This window comes from Tritonibacter sp. SIMBA_163, from assembly GCF_046535935.1.
Taxonomy (GTDB): domain Bacteria; phylum Pseudomonadota; class Alphaproteobacteria; order Rhodobacterales; family Rhodobacteraceae; genus Epibacterium; species Epibacterium scottomollicae.
Window position 1 is genome coordinate 1 of record NZ_JAWJBP010000140.1, and the last position, 413, is coordinate 413.

Annotated in this window: 1 protein-coding gene; it reads right to left on the bottom strand. The window is 66.6% G+C overall.

The window, feature by feature from the left end; genetic code table 11:
* Nucleotides 1-413 (bottom strand): IS66 family transposase zinc-finger binding domain-containing protein (locus R0J92_RS21805; protein ID WP_411053178.1); only part of this gene is annotated, 413 nt, incomplete at both ends.

Below are 413 nucleotides of genomic sequence, written 5' to 3' on the forward strand. Positions count from 1 at the left end.
CCTCATTTTTGAAGGCATACTTCGGGCGGCGGGTGACGATGACGCGGACCTTCGCCGGCACCACATCCAGCCGCTCCGAGACGTCCTCGCCGATCAGCACCTTCTGCTTGCCGGCATGCTCCGGCCGATCCTCCGGCTCGATGACCACTTCAACCCGCTCCAGATGCGGTGCGAAGCCCTTGCGCGGCCGCGGCGGACGTTTGCCGTCCGGACGCTCGCGGCCCTTGCTGACCTGCGCCCTGATCGCGGCGATGCCGGTCTCGATTTCCTCGAAGACAAAGGCCTGCGGCTCGTCGTCGGTGGTTGGGGAGCCGAGCTTTTCCGATCGCCGGCCGAAGCGGGCGCGATCGAAGGCCTTCAGGATCTGCGTCAGACGCTCGATGCGCTCATCGGCAACGGCGTTTCGCGCCTTG